We start from the raw sequence: 22,254 nt of genomic DNA on the forward strand, positions 1-22,254 counted from the left end.
GAACCGGCTCAGCCGGCCGGCAGGTCCGCAGGCCAGGCAGCCGCGAGCATCGCGCGGGTGTCACCGAGCAGCTGCGGCAGCACCTTCGTGTGACCGACGACCGGCATGAAGTTGGTGTCCCCGCCCCAGCGCGGCACCAGGTGCTGGTGCAGGTGGGCGGCGATACCCGCGCCCGCGACCGTGCCCTGGTTCATCCCGATGTTGAAGCCGTGCGCGCCCGATGCCGCCCGCAGCGCGATCATCGCCCGCTTGGTGAAGTCGGCCAGCTCGGCGGTCTCCGCGGCGTCCAGCTCCGTGTAGTCGGCGACATGCCGGTACGGCACGACCATCAGGTGACCGCCGTTGTACGGATACAGGTTCAGCACGGCGTAGACCTTCTCGCCACGCGCCACGACGAGCCCGTCCTCGTCCGATTTGGAGGGGATCACACAGAACGGACAGCCGTCCTCGGACCCCGGACCGCTCGGCTTGTTCTCCCCCTGGATGTAAGCCATCCGGTGGGGCGTCCACAGGCGCTGGAACGCGTCGGGCGTTCCCACTCCGATCTGCTGCTCCGGCTCACTCGTCATGCCGATCAGCATATTGCGTCGGCCCCTCGAAGCGTGTCGCCGGGGCCCGACCCGACTGCGGCCCGCGATGCTGTGGCCATGAGCGAGCGCCCCACCGATTCCGTCCCCAGCAGGCTGACACACTGGGAGAAACGCACCGAAGTACCGCTCTTCGCGGCCTCACTGATCTTCCTCGGCGGCTACGCGGTCCGCGTCCTCGCCCCTCACGACACCGAACCTTGGCGCGATCTCGCCCTCGCCCTGGTCTGCGGCACGTGGCTGCTCTTCCTGACGGACTACGTGGTGCGGCTCCGGCTGAGCGGACTCGGCATCCGGTTCATCCACAGCCACTGGCTGGACACGGTCGTGCTCGTGCTCCCGCTCCTGCGCCCCCTGCGCGTGGTGCAGGTCTACAGCGCGGTCCAGGACCGGCGGGACCGCCCGCGGCTGAGCCTGTACGCCCGGGTGATGGCGTACGCCGGCATGGCGGCGGTGCTGCTCGGCTTCGCCGCCTCGCTGGCCGTCTACGACCAGGAGCGCGGAGCGCCCGGCTCCACGATCAGCACCTTCGGGGACTCGGTCTGGTGGGCCTGCGAGACGCTCACGACGGTGGGGTACGGGGACGCGGTCCCCGTCACGCCGGGGGGCCGGGTGATCGCCGCGCTGCTGATGGTCTGCGGGCTCGCGCTGCTGGGGGCGGTGACCGGCTCGTTCTCCTCGTGGCTGCTGCAGGTCTTCACACGGGAGGACGAGAAGGGACCCCCGGGGCGCATGTAGCGCTCCGGGGGCCCCTCACGGCGTGCGGATCAGACCTGAACGCGGTCCTCGACGGCCTTCGCGATCTTGGCGAGGGCGTCCTCGACCGGGATGCCGTTCTCCTGCGAACCGTCGCGGTAGCGGAAGGAGACGGCACCGTTGGCCATGTCCTCGTCGCCCGCGATGATCATGAACGGGACCTTGGCCTTCTGGTGGTTGCGGATCTTCTTCTGCATCCGGTCCGAGGAGGCGTCGACATCGACCCGCAGCCCCTGCTTGCGCGCCTTGGCCGCGAACTCCTGGAGGTACGGGATGTGCGCGTCGCCGATCGGGATGCCGATCGCCTGCACGGGGGCCAGCCACACCGGGAACGCACCCGCGTAGTGCTCCAGGAGTACCGCGAAGAAGCGCTCGATGGAACCGAACAGGGCACGGTGGATCATGACCGGGCGCTGCTTGGTGCCGTCGGGGCCGGTGTACTCCAGGTCGAAGCGCTCCGGCAGGTTGAAGTCGAGCTGCACGGTCGACATCTGCCAGGTACGGCCGATGGCGTCCTTGCACTGCACGGAGATCTTCGGGCCGTAGAACGCGGCGCCGCCCGGGTCGGGAACGAGCGGCAGACCCTGCTTCTCGGCGACCTGACGCAGCGTCTCGGTGGCCTCTTCCCAGATCTCGTCCGACCCGACGAACTTCTCCGGGTCCTTGGTGGAAAGCTCCAGGTAGAAGTCGGTCAGACCGTAGTCACGGAGCAGGTTCAGGACGAACGTGAGCGTCCTGTCGAGCTCCTCCGCCATCTGCTCCTTGGTGCAGTAGATGTGCGCGTCGTCCTGCGTGAAGCCGCGGGAGCGGGTCAGGCCGTGGACGACACCCGACTTCTCGTACCGGTACACCGTGCCGAACTCGAAGAGACGGAGCGGAAGTTCGCGGTACGAACGGCCACGCGCATCGAAGATCAGGTTGTGCATCGGGCAGTTCATCGGCTTGAGGTAGTAGTCCACCCCGTCGTCGAGCTGCATGGGCGGATACATGCCGTCGGCGTACCAGTCCAGGTGGCCGGACTTCTCGAAGAGCTTGCCCTTGGTGGCGTGGGGGCTGTAGACGAACTCGTAGCCCTCCTCCTCGTGGCGGCGCCGCGAGTAGTCCTCCATGGCCCGGCGGATGACGCCGCCCTTGGGGTGGAAGACCGCGAGACCGGGGCCGATCTCGTCGGGGAAGGAGAAGAGGTCCAGCTCGTTGCCGAGCTTGCGGTGGTCGCGCTTGGCGGCCTCCTCCAGGAACTCCAGGTGCGCCTTGAGCTCGTCCTTGGTGGGCCACGCGGTGCCGTAGATGCGCTGGAGCATCGGGTTCTTCTCGCTGCCGCGCCAGTACGCCGCGGCGTTCCGCATCAGCTTGAACGCCGGGATGAACCGGGTGGTCGGCAGGTGCGGGCCCCGGCAGAGGTCCTTCCAGCAGAGCTCGCCGGACTTCGGGTCCAGGTTGTCGTAGATGGTCAGCTCGCCGCCGCCCACCTCGACGTCCGCGCCGTCGTCCGAGGACGCCGAGCCCTTGATGCCGATGAGCTCCAGCTTGTACGGCTCGTCGGCGAGCTCCTCGCGGGCCGCCTCGTCGGTGACGACGCGGCGGGAGAAGCGCTGACCCCGCTTCTGGATCTCCTGCATCTTCTTCTCGATGGCCTTGAGGTCCTCGGGGGTGAACGGCTTCTCGACGTCGAAGTCGTAGTAGAAGCCGTCCTTGACCGGCGGGCCGATGCCGAGCTTGGCGTCGGGGTGCAGCTCCTGGACCGCCTGCGCCATGACGTGCGCGGTGGAGTGCCGCAGGATGTTCAGGCCGTCCTCGGAGGAGATCTCGACGGGCTCGACGGTCTCGCCGTCCTTGAGCTCGTACGCGAGGTCCTTCAGCTCGCCCTCGACGCGTGCGGCGACCACGGTGCGCTGACCGGGGAAGAGCTCGGCCGCCGTAGTCCCCGTCGTCACCACGCGCTCTTCCCGCTCGGAATCGCGTTGGATGATCACACGGACGTCTGACACCGGTCTCTCCTGACTGAGGGGGTGCGGCGCTTCGTATCGCGCGCGCAAGACGAATCGTACCGAGCCGGCACCCCCCTTAGCGAAAGGGATACCGCCCGGCTACGTCTCCTCCCCCGTGCACGCCTCCTCGAAGAAGTCCAGGTTCTCCTGGAGGGACTTCATCAGCCGGTCCCGCTCCGTCTCGTCGACCTGGACGGGAGCCACCTGCGAGGCACCGCTCAGACGCCGGAAGCCGCCCCGGCTCTCCAGCAGCCCGTCCACCCGGATCGGCAGTCCGACCAGGTGGGCGTGGCCCGCGATGCGGTACGCCTCCTCGTCGAGCTCCAGCCGTACGTGGGCGACCTCGGCGCCCGCCAGCACGCTCAGCCGTACGATTCCTGCGCCCCGCGGCCCGGAGCGGCGCATCCGGACGACGGCGCCGGTGATCCGTACCGGGACGGCGGGCTCGTCCTGGAGGTAGCGGGCACCGGCCCGGCGCAGCGCGGGCAGGTCGCCGGGGGAGAACTCGACGGGCTCGGGGCGGGCGGGGCAGCCTTCGGGCGTTCCGGCGGCGGGCGCCCACTCCAGGGCGATCCCGGCCCCCTCGGAGCCCCGGACCAGGGCGACGAGCGCCTCGGTCAGCTCCCGGCTGACGCCCGCGCCGACCGCCGAGCCGAAGGCTTCCATGCCTCCCGTGGCCCGCTGGTAGTCGACGGCCTCACGGGTGGCGTGCAGGGCCTGGTAGAGCTGTACGGCGACGGCTCGCCCGGAGGCGACGGGCACGAACGCGGTGAGCCTGCGCCCGCCCGGCGCGGGCCCCACCAGGGTCCCGTCCAGTGCCGCCTGGGCCCTTCTGCGGTGCCGGGTGCCGTGGTAGCCGGCCGGGCCCCGGACCGCCAGCGCGCCGGCCAGCAGGATCTGCCGGGCCGCCGAGCGCAGCTGTCCGTCCTCGGTCCAGCCCGCCGCTCCGGCGGCTCCGGCGGCCGACTCGGGGACGTCGCGCCACCACCGGATCTCGTCGCTGGGCACCGCGAGGGAGACCAGGACGTCCCTGGCGGAGGGTGCGGCGCTCCGTGCCAGCGCGGTGAGGGCCTCGCCGATGAGGTCCTCGCTGTCCGGGAAGGCGGAGGTGTCGGGCACCAGCAGGCTGGTGGCGCCGCCCACGGGTCCGGGCGGGGTCCAGCGGCTGTAGCGTCCGGCGGCTCCGCCACGCCGCTGCCAGCCGTGCCGGTACAGGAGCGCGCCGAGGACGGCGGGGTCGACGAGGGCGGGATCGGGGACGTGCCCCGCGGTCCGCAGCGCGTCCGCCCGGTCGCCCGGGTGGTCGCCGGGGTGTGGTCGCGTGTCCGTGGGTGTCGGTCCGTCGAACGGTTCGTCCATCGACCGGTGCATCAGGGTCTCCCTCCCGCCCCGACCCGGGTCATGATCTCGCAGAGTGCTCGGTCGTCGAAGATCCGCGAGGTCGGGATGCGCACGGTGGTCCTGTGCCGGCCCGTCACCGCGTGGCCCGCCAGGTTGGTCCAGTAGCAGCAGTGCCGCAGGTCGAGCTGTTCGTGTCCGGCGCGGAGCCAGTCCTCCTGGCTGCGGGGCACGAGCATCACGACCAGGATCTTGTGCACCGACACGGGGGTACGGGCGAGCTTCACGAGGTGGGCGTTGTCGAGCGTGAAGGAGAACGCCGGACCGGTGGGGTGCGAGGGGATCTGGTAGGTGCATTTGAGCTGCACCTTGATGGTCACCTCGTCGTCGACGGTGTGGTCGGGGGCACCGTGACTGACGTGCCAGTCGATGCCGTTGTCGGGAAAGGGCTGTGACAGGGAGCATCCCGCCGCCGCGGCCACCGCGTGCAGGTAGCCCACCTGGAGGGTCTCCATGCAGGCGGTGGTGGCGAGGGTGCCGCGCAGCGGTGTGATGCGCTGCGGCGGCAGTACTCCCCCGTGGTTCTCGGCGCGGGAGGGGCCCCCTGGGTTCGGCTGCGCGAGCGCCATGGCTCCGGTTGCCTTCCGGGCTGTGCCGACCGGTTGCCCGGCCTCTGCCGACGGGCAGGTCAACTTCCGTTCCCGTCACTTGTGTTGTCACCGCAGGAGAGGGGTCGCAAACGGCGTATCAGGCAAACACCCCGGGTATCACCGTTTCGGGCAGAGGGAATCACTCCATCTGCCGGGCAGGTGCGAGGAGTTCGGGGATGATGCACTGGTTCGAAGGGCCGCTGGCCGCTTTTGACACCGAGACGACAGGCGTGGACGTCGAGGAGGACCGGATCGTTTCGGCCGCTCTCGTCGTCCAGGACACCGCGGGCGGGCGGACGCGGGTCACCCGCTGGCTGGTCAATCCGGGGATACCGGTGCCCGCGGGGGCGACCGAGATCCACGGCCTGACCGACGATCACCTCCAGCGCAACGGCCGCTGGCCGGCGCCGGTGGTCGAGGAGATAGCCCGGGCGCTCGCCGAGCAGTGCGCGACGGGGCGCCCGCTGGTCGTGATGAACGCACCGTTCGATCTGACGCTGCTGGACCGGGAGCTGAAGCGGCACCGCGCGTCGTCGCTGGGCCGCTATCTCCAGAACTCGCCGCTGTGCGTGCTGGATCCGCGCGTGCTCGACAAGCATCTGGACCGCTACCGCAAGGGCCGCCGCACACTGACGGATCTGTGCGAGCTGTACGGGGTGGTGCTGGACGGGGCGCATGACGCCGCGGCGGACGCGGCGGCCTCGATGGAGCTGGTGCGCGCGGTGGGGCGGCGGTTCTCCGCACGGCTGGAGCGCCTCACACCTGCCGAGCTGCACACGCTCCAGGCCGTGTGGCATGCGGCGCAGGCGCGCGGCCTGCAGGCGTGGTTCGCGAAGAGCGGGACACCGGAGGAGGTGGACCCGGCGTGGCCGATGCGCCCGGAGCTGCGCGCCGCGGCCTGAGGCCGGCGTTCCGGAGTACGGCTCCCGGTGTGCGGGAACGCGGAAGCCGGCCCGTCGATGGTGCTGACGGACCGGCTCTTCCCGGTGGGCGATACTGGTTTCGAACCAGTGACCTCTTCGGTGTGAACGAAGCGCTCTCCCACTGAGCTAATCGCCCGGGAACGGGATGAACCATACAGGGCTCCGTGGGCCGGGTTCAAACTCCTTGCAGACGAGCCGTGAGTCCGCGGCGCCCGGAGCGCATCATCAGGGCGTGATTCGCCCGGAAGACGAGGCGTCCGGGCACGGCGAGGCGCCGCATCAGGGCCCGTCGGACGACGACCTCCTGCTCGTACGTGGCCCTGCTGCCGGCGGCGCGCGCAGCGACGGTCCAGCGGGCCCAGCCCTCCAGATCGCCGGTCATCGTCGCTTCGAGGACCCGGGAGCGGGGGTCGTGGCGGCTCTGGCGCACGGTGACGACCAGGTCGTACGGCAGGAACGAGCGGAAGCGCGCGGTCCCGCTGGTCCCGTCGATCGTGGTGACCGACCGGACCTGGCGCCACCACTGCGGATACTCCTCGGCACGCTCCAGCGCGGCGTACACGGCGTCGGGCGGGGCGGGCACGTCCCAGACGCTCGTGAAGCGGTAGTGGCTCCAGTCCATGCCCCCAGTCTGCGCGCGCGGGCACCTACTCAGTCCGGGCACGCCGGAGAACGTCGTGGAACTGAGTATCCGAGCGCATGTACGAGGGTGTGGCGGGGGCCACACTCCCGTACATGGAACATCTGCCGCCGCCCGCCGAGGAATTGGCGCTCCTCGACCGTGAACTGGTGCGGCTGGACGCCCGAAGGGTCCAGCTGCTCAACCGGCGTGCCTGGCTGCTCAGCGTGCTGCAGCAGCAGGCCGCGCCGGTCCCGCCCTTCCCGGTGCGCCACGCGACGGGGCCCTACGCCGCTCCGCTGCGTCCCCGGGGTCCGGGTTCGGCGGCTCCGCCGCGCAGCGCGCAGAACGTGCTGCTGTCGCTCGGCGGCCTGCTCCTGATCATCGCCGCGATCGCGTTCACCCTGGTCAGCTGGGGCGCGATGGGCATCGGTGGCCGCTCGGCCGTGCTCGCGGTGGTGACGATCGGCGCTCTGGCAGCGCCCGCCGTCCTGCTGGGCCGCAAGCTCTCCGCCACGGCCGAGGCGCTGGCCTGGCCGGCTCTCGTGCTGACGGTGCTCGACGCCTACGCGCTGCACGCGGTGGCGGCGCCGGACACGGACGGTCTCGTGTTCGCGGCGGTCGCCTCGGCGACGCTGGCCCTGGGCTGGACGGTGTACGGGCTGGCGCTGGGCACACTGAAGCTGCCGTTGCCCGCGGCCGTGGTGGCCGGCCAGCTGCCTCTGGTGCTGTGGGCCTGGGCGGCCGGTGCTCCGGCGCTCGTCTTCGGATGGGCGCTGATGGTGACCGCGGCTGCGGACGCCGCCGTCGCGCTGTGGGGCAAGGGGCTCGGGGTACGGATCGTGGCGGGTGCCGGTGCGGCGGTCACCGGGCTGATCGCGCTGCTGCTGGGTCTGACGAAGTCGGTGACGGCGGACGGTCCGCTGTCTGCGGTGGCGCCGGGGTGCCTGCTGCTCGCCGGTGCCGCAGTGGCGCTGTGCGGGGCGTGGTGGGCCCGCCGGGAGCTCGCGTGGATCGCGGGTGCCCTGTCGGGGCTGGCGGCGGTGGCCGCGGTGGGCGGTGTCCTGCGGGCCGCGGTGGTGCAGGACTGGTCGGTCGTGGCGTACCTCGTGTGCGGGGTGCTGCTCCTTACCGCGCTGCGGGCTCCGCTCCCGCGTCACACGGCCCGGGGCGTGCTGGCTGCCGCCGGAGCGGTGATCGCCGGTGCGGTGCTCTGGGCGGTGCCTCCGGTGGGTGCGGCGCTGCTGGGTCCGCTGTCGCTGCTGACCGATGTCTGGGCGGGCGCTCCGGGCGGGGTCCGGGCGGCGCTGGGGGCTTCGGTGCCGTGGTCGGGCGTGCCGGCCTCCCCTGTGGTGCTCGCGGTGGCCGCGGCCGTGCTCGGTACGGCGCACCGGTGGGCGAAGGTGCCGGTGGGTGCACCGGGGGCGCCGGGTGCGGGATGGCGCGGCGGAGCGGCGGCCGGTGGGCTGTGTCTCGGCTGGGCCGCGTTGCTGGTGCTGCCGGCTTCGCTGGATCTCGGGTACGTGGTGGCGGTCGTGGCGCAGATGGTGCTGGTCGCCGCGCTGCTGCTGGTGGCGGTCCGTGGTCTTCCCGGGGCGCCGTCCGCTCCGCTGTCCGGTGTGACGGTGGCCGCGCTGGTGTGCGCGCTGGCCGGCGCGGCGGGTGCGGGGGTGCTGTCGCTGGCCGCGGAGGCGGTCACGTACGCGGTGTTCGGTGCGCTGCTGGTCCTGTTCACGGGTGCGGCGGTCCGGTCGGGCGTGACGGCGGTGCGGGCGGTGTTCGCCTGTGCCGCGGTGCTGTGCGGGATCGTCCTGGCTTGTGCGGTCGGCGCGTCGCTGGGGCTGGCCGCGTACGAGGGAGCGCCGATCGTGCTGGCGGTTCCCGCGGTGACCGTGCTGCTGGGGACCCGGCTGCGGGGCGGCCCGGTGGGGACCTCGGTCGAGCTCGCGGGGGCGTTCGGCGGTCTGGTCGCGGTGCTGATGGCGGTGCCGGACGCGCCGTTCCTGGCCCTGGTGCTGGCGTTGTGCGGGGTGCTGGCGGCGGGCACCGCGCTTCGTCCGGAGCGCAGGAAGGTCGCCGGATATCTGTCGGTGGGCCTCTTCGTGGCGGCCACCTGGGTGCGGCTGGCGGCTTCGGGGGTGTCGGCTCCGGAGGCGTACACCCTGCCGGTGACGGTGCCCGCGCTGGTGGTGGGCGTGCTGCGGCGGCGCCGTGATCCGGAGGCTTCCTCGTGGACGGCGTACGGCGCGGGTCTCGCGGCGACGCTGGTGCCGAGTCTCTTCGCGGCGTGGGCCGACCCGGACTGGCTGCGCCCGTTGCTGCTGGGGGTGGCGGCCCTGGTGATCACGCTGGCGGGTGCCCGGTTCCGGCTCCAGGCGCTGCTTCTGCTGGGTGGTGCGGTCCTGGCGCTGGACGCGCTGCACGAGCTGGCCCCCTATGTGGTGCAGGTGGCCGGTGCGCTGCCGAGGTGGCTGCCGCCGGCGCTGGCCGGGGTGCTGCTCCTGGTGGTGGGGGCCACGTACGAGCAGCGGCTGCGGGACGCGCGGCGGCTCAAGGACGCCCTGGGCCGGATGCGGTGACGCGTCCAGGCCCAGGCGTCCCGGGCGGTCAGGCGGGCATGCGGTCGCCGACGAGTGCGAGGTTCTCGATGGCGGCGAGTCCGTAGAGCGCGGTGTCGTTGGTGTAGACCCAACTGGCCTCGCTGCCGGGCACGGTGGTGACGGGACCGGTGAGTTCCTCCGTCTTCCAGGGGGCGGACTCCCGGTATCCGTCGCTGTTGTAGAACTTCTCCCAGGCACGGGCGGCGAGTTTCTCGTCGCCCGTCTGCACGGCCGCGTACGCGTCGAGCCGTGAGTGTCCCTGGAAGAGGATCAGGCTGCCGAAGTTCGAGCCGTAGCGTGCCGCCTGTTCCGCCTTGGTGGCGTTGAAGTAGCGGCAGTAGTCCAGGTAGGCGTTCTTGAACTCCGGCAGGTCGACGAGGTCGATGAGTTCGGCGCACAGTTCGTTGAGGCCGAAGACCGCGGAGAGGTGCGAGACGCTGACGGCGGGCGCGTCGGCGATGGCGAACTTCCCGGTGTCGAGGTCGTAGAGCCCGGTGCCCTGCACGAAGCCGTTGGGCTGGGCGGCGATGGTCTCCATGGTGCCGAGCACCCGCGCCCTGGCCTTCTCGGCCTGCGGGCCGCCGCGTTCCCATTCGGTGAGCCAGGCGGAGACCAGTCCGCTCCAGTCGGTGCCGAAGCCCACGGAGAGGGCGTGCCGGTCGGGTGTGTACGGCTCGGTGCGGATCTTGCGGATCGGGTCGAGGACGAGGAAGGTCTCGTCGGAGTCGACGTTGGCGCGCATCAGATCACCGACGCGTTCGTCGGCGGTGAGGAAGTAGTAGATGCGCCGGTACGTGGTGTTGGCGATGCGCTGCTGCTTGGCGCTGTCGGCGTAGTGCTGGATGCCGTGCCGGGTCCCGAGGCCGGCCCACTGGCCGAGGTGGTAGACGTCGACCTCGCCGGTGTGGCGGGTCATGGCCTCGGCGAAGCGGAAGATGTCGGCGCGGCCGGAGCGCAGGTAGGCGTACCAGAGCCAGAGGTCGGGCGAGAGTTCGGAGTTGTCCCAGGCGTAGCCGCCGACGTCGTAGCGCCACTGGTGGCGGGCGGGGTCGTACGAGTGCATGACGTCGCCGTAGTCCCAGAAGCCGTACCAGCGCCGCATGTCGACCTGGTCCTTGTAATACGTGAAGAGGAAGTCGAGGTGGTCCTCGATCTTCGCCTTGGCGGGGGTGGAGCGGTCGACCGGGGAGAAGAGTCCGCCGAAGACCTTGGCGCCGATGAGCTGGGACGGCGGGGCGGCGAGCTGCGGCAGGGTGCGGACGGCCTGCGTCTGCCGGGCGAGCGCTTCGGCGCCGGGCGTGGAGTCGTGGGCCCAGAAGAGGAGTTCACTGGTGCGGGCGATACCGTACGGGGTGCCGAAGCCGGGCTCGTAGTCCTCGTAGGTGATGTTGAGACCTTCGAGCTGTTCGGCGTACGTGTCCTGGCCGAGACCGTCGTGGTAGAAGCGCAGGTCCATCGGCTCGGCCTCGGGCGACCAGAGCCAGAGGGTGACTTCCGCGGCCTCGGTGTGGGCGTCGCGGATGTCGAGCTGGGCGGGGTGCTTCTCCCAGAAGTCCCGCAGTCCGAAGGAGAGTCCACCGCTCGCGCCGCCGACGTAGCCGAATCCGGAGGCTCGCCGGCCGCCGCCCGCAGCGATCCAGCCATGACCCTTCTTCGTGCGCTTGCGCAGCGAGAAGCCGTCGGCGGAGAGCTGGCTGAGGGTGTAGTCGCCCCAGGTGGGGATGAGGTGGAGGCGGCTGGTGACGCGCTGGTCCCAGGTGGCGGGGTCGGGGAGCTTCGTCCCTTCGAACTGGGCGGCCTGGACGGCGGCGCCCGGGTCGCGACGCAGCCCCGTGATGCCCTTGACGGCCTCGCGGAGCATGCCGGTGCCGTCGCCGCCGATGCGGATGTGCCGGTCGTACGCCTCGTCGCGCATCGGGACGGTGAAGCGGACACCGAGGCCGCGGATGAAGTCCCCGTCCGCCTTCCCGGGTTCCTGGGTGCCGTCGAAGGTGATGGTGTGGACCATGCGGAACGATTCCGCACCGGCGTAGAAGTAGAGGCGTACGGAGAACGGAAGCCAGGAGCGGCTGCCCCTGCGGTGCTTGCCCTCGACACGGACGACGGCGCGTACGGGGCCGCTCTGTTCGACCTCGGTCCGGGTGATCGCGCTCTCGAAGCGTTCGTACTTCTCCTGGCCCTGGTCGCCGTCCTCGATCTCCCCCTGGCGGATCAGGACGAGCTTGCCGTCCTTGGCGATCTCGGTGGAGCCGCGGGTGAGCGAGGAGATGAGGGAGGACCCGCTCTTCCCGATCCTCGCGGTGATCACGCCGGTGGAGACGGTGATGGTGGAGCCGGTGTTCTCGATGCCGACCCGGTGCGCCGCTGTGGCGGGTTCGCCGGTGGTCAGCGTGAACTTCTTGCCGCCCGCGGCCTCGGGGCCGACGGCGTGGGCGGTCCATTTCAGGGAACCGTCGGGCCAGGTGGCGGTGGCCCAGGTCTGTACGGGGACGTCCTTGCCGTCCGCGGTCGCCAGCGCGAACTTCTGGTCGGCCTGGAACCGCCCTCTGGCCCAGGGCACCCCGAAGGTGGAACCGGGTGCGGCTCCGAGCCCGGCCTCCTCCAGCCAGCCGATCTCGACGGGGTCTTCGGCGGCCTGCCCTTCGGCGGTTCTCGCCGCCGCGGCGGCCGGCCGGGCGGTGTCGTTCAGCACCCAGGAGAAGGTGGTTGCCGCGCCGGTGACGGCGGCGGCCTTGAGCACGGTACGACGAGGGATCGGGGACATCACGACTCCAGTTCGGTCGGAAATGGGCATGCCGGATCGCGCGTTGGTGCGGAGCGGGGAGACGTGCGGGAGGGCGGACCGGTCAGCGGCGGTCGACGGCGACGGCGGCTGCGGCGAGCGCGCCCAGCGCGGGTGCGGCCAGCGGCGGCACCTGCCAGGTGGTCAGGGCGAGGGCGACGAACCCGCCGATGAGCAGGAGGGAGCCGGCCGGGTCCGTCAGGGTGCGGCGGGCGGTTCCGCGGACGAGTGGCGCCCAGGCCGCGCCGGACCGCCAGGCGGCAGCCGTACGGAGGGCGGCGACGGCGAGCGCCAGCAGACCCAGCACGCTGACGGCGGCGAGCAGCCGGCCGCCCGGCAGCAGACCGGACCTGGCGACCTGCCAGTCGAAGACGAGCAGGGCGAGCGCCGCCCAGCAGAGCAGGGAGGCCCGCCAGCCCGTGGTCACGGCTTCGCGCAGATCGGCGGCGAACTCCCGCAGCCCGCCGCGCCGCCCGTCGAGGTGTCTGCGCAGATGGGCGCAGCCTGCCGCGCACGCGGGCAGCAGGGTGACCAGCGGCAGTGCGGCCAGGGTGATCCACACGCCGGTGAGCAGGCACTCGGCGAAGAGCGTGAACCGGGCGAGTTTCTCCGGGCGGCGCGCGCCCCGGACGGGGTGCCCGGCGGACCGTACGGCCATGGCGTTCCTCAGCCCTTCAGTCCGGATGTGGCGGCGCCCTCGACGAGGTAGCGCTGGAAGGCGAGGAAGAAGGCCAGCACCGGCAGGAGTGCGAGGAGGGACATGGCGATCATTCCGCCGTAGTCCGCCGCGCTGTCCTGGTCGATGAACATCTTCAGGCCCATGGAGACGGGGTACTTCTCGGGTTCGTTGAGATAAAGGAGGGGGCCGAGGAAGTCGTTCCAGGACCAGATGAAGGTGAAGATCGCGCTGGTGATCAGGGCGGGCCGGCAGAGCGGCAGCATGATGTGCCAGTAGATCCGGGGGTGTCCGCAGCCGTCGAGCCGTGCGGCCTCGTCGAGTTCCCGGGGCAGGTTCCGCATGAACTGCATCATCAGGAAGACGAAGAAGGCGTCCGTCGCCAGGTACTTGCCGAGCAGCAACGGCACATAGGTGTTGATGAGTTCCATCTTCTGGAACAGCACGTACTGCGGAATGATCAGTACGTGGTACGGCAGCAGCAGCGTGCCGATCATCAGCGAGAAGAGCACGTTGCGCCCGCGGAAGTTGATCCGGGCGAAGGCGTAGGCCGCCAGCGAACACGAGATCAGTACGCCGATGACCGAACCGAAGGCCAGCACGAGCGAGTTGACGAAGAAGGTCGAGATCGGGACGTCGGCGATGCCGTCGGCGAGGCGTTCGTAATGAGTGAACACCGGCTCGGCCGGGAAGAGTTCGAGTCCGCCGACGATCTCCTCGTTGGGCTTCAGCGAGCCCCCGATCACCCAGAACAGCGGGTACAGCACCACCATGAGCACGGCGAGCGCCCCGATGTGCCAGAGGGCCGAACGCATTCCGCGCCGCCGCCCCGGGTGGATGAGCGCGCTCATCGGGCGTCCTCCTCGTAGTGCACCCAGCGGCGCTGGGACCAGAACAGCACGGCCGTGACGAGGCCGACGGTGATCAGCAGCATCCACGCCATCGCGGAGGCGTAACCCATCCGGAGGTTCGTCCAGCCCTGTTCGTACAGGTAGCAGGTGTAGACGAGCCCGGCGTCGGCCGGACCGCACTTGCTGTTGGTGACGACGTAGGCGGAGGCGAAGATCTGGAAGGAGTGGATGGTCTCCAGGAGCAGGTTGAAGAAGAGCACCGGCGAGATCATCGGCAGGGTGATGGAACGGAAGCGTCGCCAGGCCCCCGCCCCGTCCACTTCCGCCGCCTCGTACAGCTCGCGCGGTACCTGCTTGAGTCCGGCCAGGAAGATGACCATGGGGGCGCCGAACTGCCAGACGGTGAGCGCGACCAGCGCGTAGATCACCATGTCCGGGTCGCCGATCCAGCCGCCGACGTCCACACCGAAGATCTTCTGGGTGCGGTCGACGATCGCGTCGTCGGAGAAGAGCGCCCGCCACACGATGGCGATGGAGACGCTCGCGCCGACGAGGGAGGGCGCGTAGAACGCGGCCCGGTAGAAGCCCTGCCCGCGCCGCTTCTTGGTGAGCAGCAGGGCCACGCCCAGGGCCGCCGCCAGTTTCAGCGGGGTCCCGACGACCACGTACGAGGTGGTGACCTCGACGGACTTCTGCCAGCGGGGGTCACCGAACAGCTCGGTGAAGTTGTCCAGTCCGACCCACTGAGGGGTGTCGAACAGGTTGTAGTCGGTGAAGGCCAGGTAGAGCGAGGCGAGCATGGGGCCGGCGGTGAGGAGGACGAAGCCGGCGATCCAGGGGGACATGAACAGATAGCCGGCGAGGCTCTCCCCGCGGGCCCGCCGCCTCGCGGCGGCGGGCCGTCGTCCGGATGTGCTGGGCTGCTCGGAGCTCTCGTCCCGTATCGGGGGCGCGGGGGCCTGGAGGTCAGTCATTGCCGTTCCCATCAGGAGCCGAGTGCCGTCTTCGCCTCGGAGAAGAACTGCTTCACGCCGTCGTCGACGGACGTCGTGCCCATGACGACGTCGGTGGCGATGCGCAGGAACGCGGCTTCGGCGATGTCGGCGCCCGCCGGGTGCGGAGTGATCGGCTCGACGTTGTCGGCGACCTTCTTCTCGTACTCGGCGATCTGCGCGGAGACACCGACCGGCTCGTATGCCTCGAACTGCTCGTTCGTCGCGAGGACGCCCCGGTCGTAGCCCATGATCTTGCCGACCTCGGGGTCATGGACCATGAAGTCGATGAACTGGGCGACTTCCTTGGGGTGCTTCGTACGGGCGGAGCCGCTGAGCATCAGGGAGGAGATGTACTGCCCGGTGCGCTTGCCGTCCGTCGTGGGGACCGGGGCGAGTGCGAGCGGAACCTTGGTCTCGGAGGTGTACCTGACCAGGAAATTGTCCCAAGTGAACTCGCCCGCGGAGAGGTCCTTGGAGAGGGCGGACGTGGGCTTGGCCTGCTCGGCCTTCTTCGGGTCGGTGTACAGCCCGGCCTTGGTCTGGTCGTGGTGCTTGGTCCACCAGTCCTTGAGGTCGGCCTCGGTGAAGCCGAGCCCGTCCTCGGTGAAGAACGCCTTGTCCTGCTGGCGGAGCACCAGGTCGTAGAGATACATGATGCCGCCGTGGCCGCTGTCCCCCGCGAGCTTGCCGCCGTCGCTGATCTTCTCGATGGCGGCGTTGTACTGGTCCCAGGTCCAGCCCTCCGCGGGGGTCACGCCCACCTTCTTGTACTCGGCGGGGTTGTAGACCAGCGCGAAGGTGTTCCCGCCGACAGGGACTCCGAGCAGCTTGCCCTGGACGTCACCCGCCTTCTCCAGGCCGGCACGGAAGTTCTCCATGCTGAGGTTGCCTGCCTTGACCTGGGCGTTCAGATCGAGCAGAACCCGCTTGTCGTCGTACTTGCGCAGGAAGGCCACGGAGTTCTGGAACACGTCGGGGGCGTTGCCGGCGGACGCCTGGGTGTTGAACTTCTTCCAGAAGTTCTCGTAGTCCTGGAAGTCCGTCTTGACCTCGATGCCCGGGTTCTTCTTCTCGAACAGCGCGATCGTCTTGTTGATCATCTCGGCCCGTTCCTGGCCGCCCCACCAGGAGTAGCGGATCTCGACCTTTCCGCCGGCCCCCGCCCCCCCGCCGTCACCGCCGCAGCCCGAGGCCATCAGCCCCAGAACCGCCATGGACACACCGGCCGCACGCAGCCCCTGGGCACTTCGCCAAGACCTCATGACACACCCCTTCCGGGCAGGTTGCACCCGCTGCCACGGTCGATTGAATCGTTTAAGAAAGCGCTTGCTGGGACAAGCTAAGGACCCGATGCGGCAACGTCAACGGTTGGGACGTAATCGCTTGAAGCGCTTCGACGAAACGCGGCGGCAAACACGGGGCAACAACGCAGGTGGGAGCGGCCGACGGGGCAGCCGGGGACTCCGCGGGAAGCCGTCGGGGACCGGCGCCCGGAAAACCGCGCCGCACGGCCGCCCGGACACGGAAAACGCAAGAGGGCCCGTGAGACTTTGCAGTCTCACGGGCCCTCTGTCCGGGTGGGCGATACTGGGTTCGAACCAGTGACCTCTTCGGTGTGAACGAAGCGCTCTCCCACTGAGCTAATCGCCCGGGCGCACCGCAAACATTACCCCATGTCAGCGGCGCTCCGAGACCACCCCCGAGGCCGGCCCCAGGTCACTCGGTGATCTTCCACGGCATCGTGATTCCGAACTTCCAGACGTAGATCGCGACCAGTACCGCGATGATCACGAGCCCGATCGTGGTGAGGATGATGTTGCGCCGCCGCACCTTGGGATCGAGCGCCTTCTGCGCGGCCTCCGTGACCTTGCGCCTGGTCCAGCGCAGAACCAGCTGCGCCCACACGAACTCGGTCGCCCAGATCGCCATGCCACCGAAGATCACCAGCCACCCGGGACCCGGCAGCGGCAGCATGACGACACCCGCAGCCACCACGGCGAGGCCGACGACGAAGACGCCGACCTGCCAGCTCATGTGCAGCGGCTTCGACGCCTTGATGAAGGCCGGCGCCCGCGACCCGAGCTCCCGATCGGCCTTCACCGCACCCCCCGCAGCGGACTCCGGGGCCGGCGCGGCGCCCCCGCTCCGCTCGTCACTCTCCGCATTCATGCTCCCCAACCTACCTGAACGGATTTCGTCACCGGAATGGGTGCACAACTCAAAGTTACACACCGCCGTACGAGCGACCCGAAGAGCCACAAATGGGTCAGAGGGGTTTACAACGCCACCGTAGGTGGCATGTCGATTTCGCCGACGTGCGAATCCCCGAGCGCACACTGAGCGAAAGGCCCTGGCGCTTATGAACACCACGGTCAGCTGCGAGCTGCACCTGCGCCTCGTTGTGTCGAGCGAGTCCTCACTGCCTGTACCCGCGGGCCTGCGGTATGACACGGCCGATCCCTATGCCGTGCACGCCACCTTCCACACCGGAGCGGAGGAGACGGTCGAATGGGTATTCGCCCGTGACCTCCTTGCCGAGGGGCTGCACAGGCCCACCGGCACCGGAGACGTCCGCGTCTGGCCATCACGTAGTCACGGCCAGGGCGTCGTCTGTATCGCGCTGAGCTCCCCAGAGGGCGAAGCCCTGCTCGAGGCCCCGGCAAGGGCCCTGGAGTCGTTCCTGAAGAGGACCGACGCCGCGGTTCCGCCGGGCACCGAGCATCGCCACTTCGACCTCGATACGGAGCTCTCACACATCCTGGCCGAGAGCTGAGCCAGGCCGAGAGCTGCGGGACGCCGTCCGACTCGGGGCGACGGCGTCGCGCGGACAACCTCATAGGGCACACACCGGCGCCGTCACCGCGGAATCCACCGCGGTGACGGCGCCGGTGCCCGTATCCGGCCACTTTCCGCCTCCTGCCGGCCGTCACCGCCGCCGGCCCGCGCGAGCCCCTCCCGCCGGACGGCCTCCGGGGCCGCCACAGGCCGCCGGGCCCTCCCGCCGACGCAACGGGCCACCTCAAGGCCCCTGGGCCCGCTCCGGGCCGGATGAGCGCCTCCCGAGCCAGTAGAGTCAGCCGCCATCGGCGAGCGCCCGCCCGCCGGATTCCAGGGAGCGAAGCGTGCTGATCCCACACGACACCAGGATCGCCCTCGACACGGTGGTCGATCTGGTGAACACCGCACCGGAGTACGAGCTGCCCGAGAGCGAGCAGACCGACGGGCTCGCCGACGTGGAGGCGCTGTACGACTTCGCGGAGCGCCATCTCATCAGCGGCGTCGGCGGGCTCGCCGAGAAGGATCTTCGAGCCGTACAGGATGTACGCGGGCGGTTCGCGGAGATCTTCGCGGCGCCGGACGCCCGTACGGCCGCCGATCTCGTCAACCGGCTGGTGGCCGCCGCGGGGACCACCCCGCAGCTCACCGACCACGACGGCTACGACTGGCACGTCCACTACTTCGCCCCGGACGCCTCGATCGCCGACCACCTGGCGGCCGACTGCGGCATGGCCCTGGCGTTCATCGTCGTGGCGGGCGAGCAGGAGCGGCTGCGGCGCTGCGAGGCGCCGGACTGCCGACGCGCCTTCGTCGACCTGTCCCGCAACCGCTCGCGCCGCTACTGCTCCAGCCGCACCTGCGGTAATCGCCTGCATGTCGCCGCGTACCGGGCCCGGCGCAAGGAAGCGGCCGGCTGACGTTCCCGGCATCGGCGCACCGCGCACGGAGGCGCCCGCCGCGGCGGGGCGGGACGGGGTGCCGTTCCCTGGCTCACAGCAGGAAGAGATCGTGCAGCGCGGCCATCAGCAGCAGACTGCCGATCACCGTGAGGAAGATCATCAGGGGCGGCTGGGAAAGGGCGAAGAGGCAGCCACGCGGCTCTTCGGCAGGGGGTGCGGGGGCTTCGCCCCGGGATGTGTCCACCATCTCGGGTTGATCATGGCGTAGTTGACCCCTCCATGGCGATCAACACGCCTTTTCCGGAAGGGAGTTCAACCCTTCCGTGGCCGAGAGGAATCGCTCCGGCGTCCGATCCGGCATCACACTTTCGGACCGCCGCGTCCCCACCGCCGCCCCCGGCCGCTCCGGCGGCTGCGCGCAACGCACGGAGCCGAAGGGGCACTTCGGCCCGGTCAGCGCGGGGCGGCGCTGGAGGCGCGCACGACGAGTTCCGGCTGGAGCACGACACTGCGGTGCTCGTGGGTGCCGTCGTCGTCCGCCTCCTCCAGCAGGAGTTCCGCAGCCATCCGTCCCATCACCATGGCGGGCTGACGTACCGATGTGAGGGGTACGGCCGCCGCGGCGGCGAACTCGATGTCGTCGTAACCGACGATGGCCACGTCCTGCGGGACCCGCACCCCGGCCGCGTACAGCGACTGCAGGACACCGAGGGCGAGCAGGTCGTTGGCGCAGAAGACGGCGGTCGGCCGGGGCACGAGGCCGAGCAGCCGGGCGCCCGCGTCGCGTCCCGCGGCGACGTCCAGGCGGTCGGAGGGGATCTCGACGAGGGCTTCCGGCGGCAGACCGGCCTCGGCGAGAGCTGCCAGCGCACCCTCGCGACGGTCCCTTATCTGCTGGAGGTCGCCGGGGCCGCTCACATAGGCCACGGAGCGGTGGCCGGCCGAGACGAGGTGCCCGACGGCGAGTGCGCCGCCGCGGACGTCGTCGACGGAGACGGCGCAGGACTGACCGCCGGAGGACACCCGGTCCACCAGCACGAACGGAATCCGGTGGCGGCTGAACGCCTCCAGGTTGCGGCCGGTGGCGTCCGCCGGGGTGACGAGCACCCCGCAGACCCGCTGCTCGGCGAAGAGCCCGAGGTAGTCGGCCTCCTCCGTGGGATTCTGGTCGCTGTTGCACACCATGACGCCGAGCCCGGCCTGCCGTGCGGCCCGCTCGGCGCCGCGGGCCACGTCCACGAAGAACGGGTTGCCCATGTCGAGGACGAGCAGCGCCATGATCCGGCTCCGGCCGGCCCGGAGCTGCCGGGCCGACTCGCTGCGTACGTATCCGAGGTCCTCGATGGCGGCCAGCACCCGGGCACGGGTGTCCGGCAGCACCGCCTCGGGCCGGTTGATCACATTGGAGACCGTTCCCACCGAGACTCCGGCCTGCCGGGCCACGTCCTTGATCCCTGCCACACGCCCCACTTGCCCTGCCCCACTGATGCTCCTGGCCGCCGCGCACGGGCGCGGGGACTCCCCATCGCACGGACGGCGATGCCGGGTATTCCGTCATCCTCGCGCATGCGCGGTATCCGCACCGGCACCGGTACCGGTCCCCGCGCGCCGACGTCCGTCGATGCGCTTCGACCTGCGGGACGGCTGCCGCCGACGTGCGACCACCGAATGAATTGTTTCAATTCGATCGGGACGGTAACCCCATCGATGCGGACCGTCAAGGAGGCATGAATCGATTCATGGAGGGTTCGTGAACCGATCCTCCCGCACGGCCCTCAGAGGCCGTGCTTCTTCAGGATCGCCTCGATGTCGCTGAAGTCGTCGCCGGGCGCCGCTGCCTGCCCCTTGGCGGGCTTCGACCGGGGCCGGTCCGCCGGGGTGCCGGACGTCAGCGGGGGCGCGGACGCGGCGGGGGCGACCGCCGTGTGCCCCGCCGCACGGGCGGCCTTGCGTTCCTCACGGGTGGTGGAGCGCCTGCGCTCCGTCGCCCGCGTGGTCACGAGAAGCAGCCAGGCCAGTCCGAGCAGTCCGAAGCCCAGCCAGACGCTCGGCTTGAAGGCGATGTCGGACACCCACTCGACGACCCCGGTCATCACCAGACCGAGCGGCACGAGCGAGTAGGCGGCGATCCGGGTGGCCGCGAGGAACCGCTTGCGGTACGCGGTGACCGCGGCGATGCCCAGGCCCGCCGCCGACGCCGCGGAAAAGATGGTCTCGGCAAGCATCGGGGCCTCCAGGGGCATGGGGAAACGTCTCTTCCATCCTGCACCGCCGCTCGCCCCGGGGCCACGAGCCGCGACCACATCAGGGACATTTCAGGGCCGCCCTCCTCCCCAGGTCCCGATTGGGAAGCTCCCTCCCGGCCTGAAAGACTGAATTCATGAGCGAATCCACACCCGCCGCCCCGGTCGTCCTCGACATCTGGTGCGACCTCCAGTGTCCCGACTGCCATCAGGCCCTCACCGATGTACACGCCCTGCGCGCCCGGTACGGCGACCGGCTGGACGTGCGACTGCGGCACTTCCCGCTGGAGAAGAACAAGCACGCCTACGCCGCCGCACAGGCCGCCGAGGAGGCGTACACACAGGGCAAGGGCTGGCCGTACGTCGAGGCCGTGCTCGCCCGTACCGCCGATCTGTCCCGCGCCGGTGAGCCGCTCCTGATCGAGGTGGCACGCGAACTGGGCCTGGACGCGGAAGAGTTCGACACCGCTCTGATCGACGGCCGGCACCTGCTGATCGTCGACGCCGATCAGGCCGAGGGCAAGGCCATCGGCGTGACCGGGACTCCGACGTATGTGATCGGCGACGAGCGGCTCGACGGCGGCAAGAGCCAGGAAGGGCTCCGCGAGCGGATCGAGGAGATCACCGACCGGCTGCTGGCCGCGCAGGGCTGACGGCCGGACCGGATCGCCGCGGGGCCGGCCGTCTACAGCGCCTTGGCCAGGTTGTGGTTCGTCGTCTCGTAACCGAGGGACTCGTACAGCCGGAGCGCCGGTGTGTTGGCAGCGAAGACATGCAGACCGAGCCGGTCCACACCGGCGTCCAGCGCCATGCCTTCCGCCGCCAGCATCAGCGCCCGGCCGTAGCCCCGCCCCCGGTACTCCTCGCGCACCTCGACGTCGTAGACCCAGCCGATCCAGGATCCGGGGGCGTTCTCGTACCGGGCCACCCAGATGTGGCCGACCGCCTCCTCGTCGCGGATCAGGACGTGGAGGCGCACACCCTCCGTGGCCAGTCCGTCCGGCAGCAGCCGGGCGTGGTCGGCCTCGGACTTCTGCAGGGCCTGGTCGGCGGGGACTCCGCGGCTGATCCAGTCCTGAGCGTAGGCGGTGACGGCCCCGCCCTCCCACCGCCTGAACTCCTCCTCGGACATGGAGCGCGCGAGGATCCCGCCGGGCAGCGCCGGAGCGTTCTGCGGCAGTGTCTTGATCATGTTCCGGCTGCGCTCGGTGTATCCGAGCGCGGCGGCCAGCCGCTGGGCGGGCTCGTTGTCCGCGGGGGCTTCCAGCCGGGCCAGGACGCAGCCCCACCCCCTCAGCACCTCCTCGGCGGCGAGCGCCGCGATGGTGCCCCGGCCCCGCCGCCGGTGCGGGGCGTCGATCCGCAGGGAGCGGAGCACTCCGGCCGTCGCGCCGAACGTCGGGTCGGTGGCGATCTCCAGTGCGCCGACGGGACGCCCGTTGTCGCACACGTCGTAGGCGCGCGCCCGTGCGCCGTCGGCGCCTTGCTTGCTCGGCCCGGTCGGCCGCAGGGTGGTGGTCATCAGAGGTGTTCTATCCGCTGCGCGGCGGCCCGTCACCCGTTTTTCCG

21 protein-coding genes and 2 tRNA genes are annotated in these 22,254 nt (G+C 70.5%); 6 read left to right on the plus strand and 17 right to left on the minus strand.

Annotated features, from left to right (window positions below; translation table 11 throughout):
- Window positions 1-8 precede the first annotated feature (8 nt).
- Entirely contained in the window at window positions 9-581 is a 573-nt protein-coding gene (locus OG230_RS06010; RefSeq protein ID WP_328909085.1) for an HIT family protein, read from the minus strand.
- Window positions 582-647: 66 nt separating this feature from the next.
- On the opposite strand from OG230_RS06010, the gene OG230_RS06015 reads away from it, so the two are divergent.
- A complete protein-coding gene (locus tag OG230_RS06015) occupies window positions 648-1,325 on the plus strand; it encodes a potassium channel family protein (protein WP_328909086.1) in 678 nt (225 codons plus the stop codon).
- 29 nt (window positions 1,326-1,354) lie between these two features.
- Here OG230_RS06015 and thrS read toward each other — a convergent pair whose 3' ends face one another.
- The 3 genes from thrS to OG230_RS06030 form a co-directional block, all read right to left on the minus strand.
- On the minus strand, window positions 1,355-3,331 hold the full coding sequence (gene thrS / locus OG230_RS06020; protein ID WP_328909087.1) for a threonine--tRNA ligase: 1,977 nt from the start codon (window positions 3,329-3,331) through the stop codon (window positions 1,355-1,357).
- Window positions 3,332-3,430: 99 nt separating this feature from the next.
- Window positions 3,431-4,702: a hypothetical protein gene (locus OG230_RS06025; protein ID WP_328909088.1), complete on the minus strand. Its 1,272-nt coding sequence runs from the start codon at window positions 4,700-4,702 to the stop codon at window positions 3,431-3,433.
- Complete coding sequence (locus OG230_RS06030) at window positions 4,702-5,298, minus strand: DUF4365 domain-containing protein (protein WP_328909089.1); 597 nt, start codon at window positions 5,296-5,298, stop codon at window positions 4,702-4,704. Before OG230_RS06030 ends, OG230_RS06025 begins: the two co-directional genes overlap by 1 nt.
- A gap of 197 nt (window positions 5,299-5,495) precedes the next feature.
- Here OG230_RS06030 and OG230_RS06035 point away from each other — a divergent pair, with 197 nt between their 5' ends.
- Complete coding sequence (locus OG230_RS06035) at window positions 5,496-6,221, plus strand: 3'-5' exonuclease (protein WP_328909090.1); 726 nt, start codon at window positions 5,496-5,498, stop codon at window positions 6,219-6,221.
- 85 nt (window positions 6,222-6,306) lie between these two features.
- Here OG230_RS06035 and OG230_RS06040 read toward each other — a convergent pair.
- Both OG230_RS06040 and OG230_RS06045 read right to left on the minus strand, forming a co-directional pair.
- Window positions 6,307-6,378: transfer RNA gene (locus OG230_RS06040), tRNA-Val, on the minus strand.
- Window positions 6,379-6,417: 39 nt separating this feature from the next.
- Window positions 6,418-6,864: an SRPBCC family protein gene (locus OG230_RS06045; RefSeq protein ID WP_328909091.1), complete on the minus strand. Its 447-nt coding sequence runs from the start codon at window positions 6,862-6,864 to the stop codon at window positions 6,418-6,420.
- A gap of 113 nt (window positions 6,865-6,977) precedes the next feature.
- Between OG230_RS06045 and OG230_RS06050 the strand changes: the two genes are divergently transcribed.
- The gene (locus OG230_RS06050) at window positions 6,978-9,440 is read left to right on the plus strand and encodes an SCO7613 C-terminal domain-containing membrane protein (RefSeq protein WP_328909092.1); all 2,463 of its coding nucleotides are present in this window, start codon (window positions 6,978-6,980) and stop codon (window positions 9,438-9,440) included.
- Window positions 9,441-9,468: 28 nt separating this feature from the next.
- Here the strand turns inward: OG230_RS06050 and OG230_RS06055 are convergent, their stop codons facing one another.
- The 7 genes from OG230_RS06055 to OG230_RS06085 all read right to left on the minus strand — a co-directional run bounded on the left by OG230_RS06055 (window position 9,469) and on the right by OG230_RS06085 (window position 16,934).
- Window positions 9,469-12,225 carry an exo-rhamnogalacturonan lyase family protein gene (locus OG230_RS06055; protein WP_328909093.1) on the minus strand — a complete coding sequence of 919 codons (2,757 nt, stop codon included), beginning with the start codon at window positions 12,223-12,225 and terminating at the stop codon, window positions 9,469-9,471.
- Window positions 12,226-12,307: 82 nt separating this feature from the next.
- Window positions 12,308-12,901, minus strand: coding sequence for a hypothetical protein (locus tag OG230_RS06060; RefSeq protein WP_328909094.1), 594 nt, complete (start codon window positions 12,899-12,901; stop codon window positions 12,308-12,310).
- An 8-nt stretch (window positions 12,902-12,909) separates the two neighbouring features.
- The gene (locus OG230_RS06065; RefSeq protein ID WP_328909095.1) at window positions 12,910-13,770 is read right to left on the minus strand and encodes a carbohydrate ABC transporter permease; all 861 of its coding nucleotides are present in this window, start codon (window positions 13,768-13,770) and stop codon (window positions 12,910-12,912) included.
- A complete protein-coding gene (locus OG230_RS06070) occupies window positions 13,767-14,756 on the minus strand; it encodes a carbohydrate ABC transporter permease (protein ID WP_328909096.1) in 990 nt (329 codons plus the stop codon). The genes OG230_RS06065 and OG230_RS06070 overlap by 4 nt, the downstream gene beginning before the upstream one ends.
- Window positions 14,756-16,027 (minus strand): ABC transporter substrate-binding protein, encoded by a 1,272-nt coding sequence (locus OG230_RS06075; protein ID WP_328909097.1) that lies wholly within the window; start codon window positions 16,025-16,027, stop codon window positions 14,756-14,758. Before OG230_RS06075 ends, OG230_RS06070 begins: the two co-directional genes overlap by 1 nt.
- 316 nt (window positions 16,028-16,343) lie before the next feature.
- Window positions 16,344-16,415, minus strand: a tRNA-Val gene (locus OG230_RS06080).
- A 66-nt stretch (window positions 16,416-16,481) separates the two neighbouring features.
- On the minus strand, window positions 16,482-16,934 hold the full coding sequence (locus OG230_RS06085) for a TIGR02611 family protein (RefSeq protein WP_328909098.1): 453 nt from the start codon (window positions 16,932-16,934) through the stop codon (window positions 16,482-16,484).
- A gap of 190 nt (window positions 16,935-17,124) precedes the next feature.
- Between OG230_RS06085 and OG230_RS06090 the strand changes: the two genes are divergently transcribed.
- Both OG230_RS06090 and OG230_RS06095 read left to right on the plus strand, forming a co-directional pair.
- Complete coding sequence (locus tag OG230_RS06090; protein ID WP_003959770.1) at window positions 17,125-17,538, plus strand: SsgA family sporulation/cell division regulator; 414 nt, start codon at window positions 17,125-17,127, stop codon at window positions 17,536-17,538.
- A gap of 349 nt (window positions 17,539-17,887) precedes the next feature.
- Window positions 17,888-18,460: a CGNR zinc finger domain-containing protein gene (locus OG230_RS06095; RefSeq protein ID WP_328909099.1), complete on the plus strand. Its 573-nt coding sequence runs from the start codon at window positions 17,888-17,890 to the stop codon at window positions 18,458-18,460.
- A 73-nt stretch (window positions 18,461-18,533) separates the two neighbouring features.
- Here the strand turns inward: OG230_RS06095 and OG230_RS06100 are convergent, their stop codons facing one another.
- From OG230_RS06100 to OG230_RS06110, 3 genes are all read right to left on the minus strand, one after another.
- Entirely contained in the window at window positions 18,534-18,689 is a 156-nt protein-coding gene (locus tag OG230_RS06100; protein WP_164711272.1) for a hypothetical protein, read from the minus strand.
- A gap of 206 nt (window positions 18,690-18,895) precedes the next feature.
- Window positions 18,896-19,912 (minus strand): LacI family DNA-binding transcriptional regulator, encoded by a 1,017-nt coding sequence (locus OG230_RS06105; protein ID WP_328909100.1) that lies wholly within the window; start codon window positions 19,910-19,912, stop codon window positions 18,896-18,898.
- A 305-nt stretch (window positions 19,913-20,217) separates the two neighbouring features.
- On the minus strand, window positions 20,218-20,667 hold the full coding sequence (locus OG230_RS06110; RefSeq protein WP_328909101.1) for a hypothetical protein: 450 nt from the start codon (window positions 20,665-20,667) through the stop codon (window positions 20,218-20,220).
- A gap of 155 nt (window positions 20,668-20,822) precedes the next feature.
- On the opposite strand from OG230_RS06110, the gene OG230_RS06115 reads away from it, so the two are divergent.
- A complete protein-coding gene (locus OG230_RS06115) occupies window positions 20,823-21,338 on the plus strand; it encodes a DsbA family protein (protein WP_328909102.1) in 516 nt (171 codons plus the stop codon).
- Between the two features lie 32 nt (window positions 21,339-21,370).
- Here OG230_RS06115 and OG230_RS06120 read toward each other — a convergent pair whose 3' ends face one another.
- Window positions 21,371-22,207, minus strand: a complete 837-nt coding sequence (locus tag OG230_RS06120; RefSeq protein ID WP_328909103.1) for a GNAT family N-acetyltransferase — start codon at window positions 22,205-22,207, stop codon at window positions 21,371-21,373.
- Window positions 22,208-22,254 lie beyond the last annotated feature (47 nt).

This window comes from Streptomyces sp. NBC_00234, from assembly GCF_036195325.1.
Taxonomy (GTDB): Bacteria; Actinomycetota; Actinomycetes; order Streptomycetales; family Streptomycetaceae; genus Streptomyces.

Excerpts from the sequence above, each read along its gene's own strand:
- OG230_RS06065 (WP_328909095.1), bottom strand. The coding sequence starts at position 13,770 with ATGAGCGCGCTCATCCACCCGGGGCGGCGGCGCGGAATGCGTTCGGCC.
- OG230_RS06045 (WP_328909091.1), bottom strand. The coding sequence starts at position 6,864 with ATGGACTGGAGCCACTACCGCTTCACGAGCGTCTGGGACGTGCCCGCC.
- OG230_RS06055 (WP_328909093.1), bottom strand. The coding sequence starts at position 12,225 with ATGTCCCCGATCCCTCGTCGTACCGTGCTCAAGGCCGCCGCCGTCACC.
- OG230_RS06100 (WP_164711272.1), bottom strand. The coding sequence starts at position 18,689 with ATGGTGGACACATCCCGGGGCGAAGCCCCCGCACCCCCTGCCGAAGAG.
- OG230_RS06030 (WP_328909089.1), bottom strand. The coding sequence starts at position 5,298 with ATGGCGCTCGCGCAGCCGAACCCAGGGGGCCCCTCCCGCGCCGAGAAC.
- OG230_RS06035 (WP_328909090.1), top strand. The coding sequence starts at position 5,496 with ATGATGCACTGGTTCGAAGGGCCGCTGGCCGCTTTTGACACCGAGACG.
- OG230_RS06075 (WP_328909097.1), bottom strand. The coding sequence starts at position 16,027 with ATGAGGTCTTGGCGAAGTGCCCAGGGGCTGCGTGCGGCCGGTGTGTCC.
- OG230_RS06050 (WP_328909092.1), top strand. The coding sequence starts at position 6,978 with ATGGAACATCTGCCGCCGCCCGCCGAGGAATTGGCGCTCCTCGACCGT.
- OG230_RS06015 (WP_328909086.1), top strand. The coding sequence starts at position 648 with ATGAGCGAGCGCCCCACCGATTCCGTCCCCAGCAGGCTGACACACTGG.
- OG230_RS06085 (WP_328909098.1), bottom strand. The coding sequence starts at position 16,934 with ATGAATGCGGAGAGTGACGAGCGGAGCGGGGGCGCCGCGCCGGCCCCG.
- OG230_RS06110 (WP_328909101.1), bottom strand. The coding sequence starts at position 20,667 with ATGCTTGCCGAGACCATCTTTTCCGCGGCGTCGGCGGCGGGCCTGGGC.
- OG230_RS06070 (WP_328909096.1), bottom strand. The coding sequence starts at position 14,756 with ATGGGAACGGCAATGACTGACCTCCAGGCCCCCGCGCCCCCGATACGG.
- OG230_RS06120 (WP_328909103.1), bottom strand. The coding sequence starts at position 22,207 with ATGACCACCACCCTGCGGCCGACCGGGCCGAGCAAGCAAGGCGCCGAC.
- OG230_RS06010 (WP_328909085.1), bottom strand. The coding sequence starts at position 581 with ATGCTGATCGGCATGACGAGTGAGCCGGAGCAGCAGATCGGAGTGGGA.
- OG230_RS06060 (WP_328909094.1), bottom strand. The coding sequence starts at position 12,901 with ATGGCCGTACGGTCCGCCGGGCACCCCGTCCGGGGCGCGCGCCGCCCG.
- OG230_RS06115 (WP_328909102.1), top strand. The coding sequence starts at position 20,823 with ATGAGCGAATCCACACCCGCCGCCCCGGTCGTCCTCGACATCTGGTGC.
- OG230_RS06025 (WP_328909088.1), bottom strand. The coding sequence starts at position 4,702 with ATGCACCGGTCGATGGACGAACCGTTCGACGGACCGACACCCACGGAC.
- OG230_RS06090 (WP_003959770.1), top strand. The coding sequence starts at position 17,125 with ATGAACACCACGGTCAGCTGCGAGCTGCACCTGCGCCTCGTTGTGTCG.